At 64.4% G+C, this 317-nt stretch carries 1 protein-coding gene; it reads left to right on the top strand.

What is annotated here, in order from left to right; all coding sequences use genetic code 11:
* A partial coding sequence (locus tag QD172_RS17305; RefSeq protein ID WP_279856366.1) for a hypothetical protein occupies positions 1-317 on the top strand: 317 nt, incomplete at both ends.

The raw sequence follows: 317 nt of genomic DNA, 5'->3' as shown, positions 1-317 counted from the left end.
AAGGCACCCTGACCGTGACCGGCTACGACGCCGACACCGGTGAGGTCACCTACAGTTACGTCGAAGATGGCGAGAGCGAAGATCACACTGACGGCGACATCACCGACAGCTTCACCGTCGTGGTCACCGACATCACCGGGCAGAGCAGCACGGACAGCCTGGACATCGCGATCCTCGATACCGCCCCGGTCGCCAACGCCGATACGCGCAACATCGGCGAAGACACCACCACGGCCCTCGACGGTAACGTCATCGACGGCGCCAACGACACCGCCGACACCCTGGGCGCGGATGCCACCACGGTCACTGACGTCGAT

Origin of the sequence: Cobetia sp. 10Alg 146, assembly GCF_029846385.1 — a bacterium.
GTDB classification, from domain to species: domain Bacteria; phylum Pseudomonadota; class Gammaproteobacteria; order Pseudomonadales; family Halomonadaceae; genus Cobetia; species Cobetia marina.
The sequence above is the reverse complement of the archived record's forward strand: the minus strand, read 5'-3'. Positions and strand labels throughout refer to the sequence as shown.